This window comes from Mesorhizobium sp. M7A.F.Ca.MR.245.00.0.0, from assembly GCF_003997415.1.
Taxonomy (GTDB): domain Bacteria; phylum Pseudomonadota; class Alphaproteobacteria; order Rhizobiales; family Rhizobiaceae; genus Mesorhizobium.
Genome location: NZ_RZTE01000089.1, coordinates 1 through 2,504, shown reverse-complemented (window position 1 = coordinate 2,504; position 2,504 = coordinate 1). Strand labels below are relative to the sequence as shown.

Genomic DNA, 2,504 nt, shown 5'->3' with positions numbered 1-2,504 from the left:
GTTCAAACTGTTACCCATCTATCGGCTGGACACCGGCAGGCAGGTGAGGGGCAGCGCCAGCGCCGGGAAGGGCTGGCTAATTTGATACGACGAACCCTATTTCGGCTCCGCCGTCACAGGATCGTAGGTGATTTCAACCTTTGCCTTGTCCGCCGTGTAATAGGTGACGGTGTAGGCGCCGCTGTCCCAGTCGACCTCGTCCACATAGCGAAAGCCGTCGCGCTGCTCGACCTTGGCGATGATCTCCGACAGCTTCTTGGCATTGGGCGGCGGCAGCGGCTTGTCGTCCGCCGCCAAAGCTGGCCCGCCGGCGAGAAGAACGGCGACGCTGGTCGCCAGAAGCAATCTGGACATGGCTTTCCCTCAAGTTTCGTCGGACAGAAACTCGCTGGCGTGCCGGTTTGTTCCGCAGCCGGAATGCGTGCCGATTCAGTCCACCGGTTTGCAGCTGCCCGAATGAGGGGCCGCCGCCCGCTTGACTTAGGCGGCGCGTCGTTGAGCGGGGTGGAGACCTGAACGGGTTCGGCGAGGGTCGACGGCGGTCACGATGCTGTGGTGGTGATCGCAATAGACGCGATCTGCCGAAGTTGGCCCGGCACAAAAACGATAACCGCCGGGTACCGACCGGTCTTCGCTTACCGGGAAGCGGCACTGATAGACGCCTAGCTGAATGAGTCTGACATTTTCTGGCATGGTTTTTCAGGTTCCTGGTTCATAGCCATTGCCGGCTGACGGCCGCTGTGCGACCGCGTCAAAGCGAGCTTCTCTCGTTTTGGAGGGCTGTAGGTCACCATATGGTGTCGGTCGCAGCGTCAATGAAGCCCGAAACCCTGCTTTTCGGAAGCCAATCATTGCGACTTAAGGACACACTCGCCGCTGGGCGGGGGCTGCGGAAGCGAATATATTTTGTCAGCAGACAGTGCGGTCGTGCCCCGGAGCATCTCTTCGAACCGTTGCGCCGGTGCTATGGTGTGCCTGCATGATCAGACAGCAGGGATATGAGGCATGCCCGAAATCACCCGCCGTACACTTCTTGCGTTCACCGCCGTGGCCTCGGCCATTGAACCGAAATTTGCCGAAGCGGAAGGGGCTTCGCCCGAATTGCGGGCGCTGATCGGAGCCCATGAAGCCAGCTATGTCGAGCTTCACAGGGTTGTTCATCAAGCGGGCAGCAGCAGCCACGAACGCAAGACGGCAGACCGGATTGAACAGGAAGCCTTGCTGGCCATCTGCTCCTATCCGGCGATCAGCCGAGGCGACCGCCGGGCCAAGGCCGATTACCTGTTGACCGCTGAGGCCCGGGGTGAACTCGACCTGGAAGAGCACATGCAGGCCATCCTGCACGCGATGAAGCGCTGATCGCGGCTCGTGCATCTCCAGACATCGCCGACTTCCGTAAGGATTTTGGTGGGCGATGCAGGGATTGAACCTGCGACCCCACCCGTGTGAAGGGTGTGCTCTCCCGCTGAGCTAATCGCCCGCTCGTTGCCCGAAGGCCAAGCGAGCCGCGATATAAGGGAGGCGGGTGCGGTAAGTCAAGGCGCTGTTCGGCGTTCCGACGAGGATCGGATTTGCTGCCCTCACAGCCCTGTCTGCGACGCGGCGCCGGCCGCCTTCCGGTCAGTTTCCCGCAGCGGCGATCAGCCTTTGCGCAAGATCGAGCGTCAGCGCATCGAAATGCGAAATCACCGCCGAGGGTTCGAATTCGCGGACATGGCGGTCGGTGTAGCCGAAATCGACCGCCACCACGGGGATGCCGGCGGCTTTTGCCGTGTCGATATCGGTTTGCGAATCGCCGACCATCAGCGCGCGGTGCGGGTCGCCGCCGGCCAGCTTGATGGTCTCGATCAGATGGCGCGGGTCGGGCTTGCGGAAGGCGAACGTGTCCTGGCCGGCGATGGCCGCGAAATGTTTGATCAGGCCGAGCGCCTCGATCAGCGCCAGCGAGTTGGCTTCGTATTTGTTGGTGCAGATGGCGAGGATATAGCCGGCCTTCTCGAAGCGAGCTATCGCTTCGATGACGCCGGGATAGGGGCGCGACTTGCCGGGGATGTTGAGCGTGTAGTGGTCGAGGAAAAGTTTCAGCAGCCGGTCGTGCTCCTCGACGGCAAGCGATCGCTGATGGGCGGCGTGCGCCCGCTCGATCATCACCCGGCCGCCGTGGCCGACGAAACGCCTGAAGCCGGCTTCGTCGACCGCCGCGATCTCGCTGGCGGCCAGGCTGTGGTTCAGGCTGTCGAGCAGGTCCGGCGCTGTGTCGATCAGCGTACCGTCGAGGTCGAACACGATGATCGGTCGGGTCATGGTCTGTCCTGGGCAGGTGTGCAATGGGCAGGCGATAGCGGCTGCGGCGCGTCAAGGCAAGCTGACTGGGGGCAAGCCGGCTTGGCAATCGCTTCAGACCGGTGACAGTTTCAACGTGTGGCGGGACCACCAATTGTGGAAGCCGGCGCTGCCCCTCATCGCCCTGCCGGGCACTTCTCCCCGTATAGTGACGGGGAGAA

At 62.4% G+C, this 2,504-nt stretch carries 3 protein-coding genes and 1 tRNA gene; 1 reads left to right on the top strand and 3 read right to left on the bottom strand.

The genetic code is table 11. The annotated features are described in order from the left end of the window. Positions 1-96 precede the first annotated feature (96 nt). Entirely contained in the window at positions 97-354 is a 258-nt protein-coding gene (locus EOB80_RS34120; protein WP_127332369.1) for a PepSY domain-containing protein, read from the bottom strand. Positions 355-1,005: 651 nt separating this feature from the next. On the opposite strand from EOB80_RS34120, the gene EOB80_RS34115 reads away from it, so the two are divergent. After that, positions 1,006-1,359: a hypothetical protein gene (locus tag EOB80_RS34115; protein ID WP_127332367.1), complete on the top strand. Its 354-nt coding sequence runs from the start codon at positions 1,006-1,008 to the stop codon at positions 1,357-1,359. Positions 1,360-1,405: 46 nt separating this feature from the next. Here EOB80_RS34115 and EOB80_RS34110 read toward each other — a convergent pair. Further along, positions 1,406-1,480, bottom strand: a tRNA-Val gene (locus EOB80_RS34110). Between the two features lie 140 nt (positions 1,481-1,620). Continuing rightward, positions 1,621-2,304, bottom strand: coding sequence for a phosphoglycolate phosphatase (locus EOB80_RS34105; protein ID WP_127332365.1), 684 nt, complete (start codon positions 2,302-2,304; stop codon positions 1,621-1,623). Between the last annotated feature and the right edge of the window lie 200 nt (positions 2,305-2,504).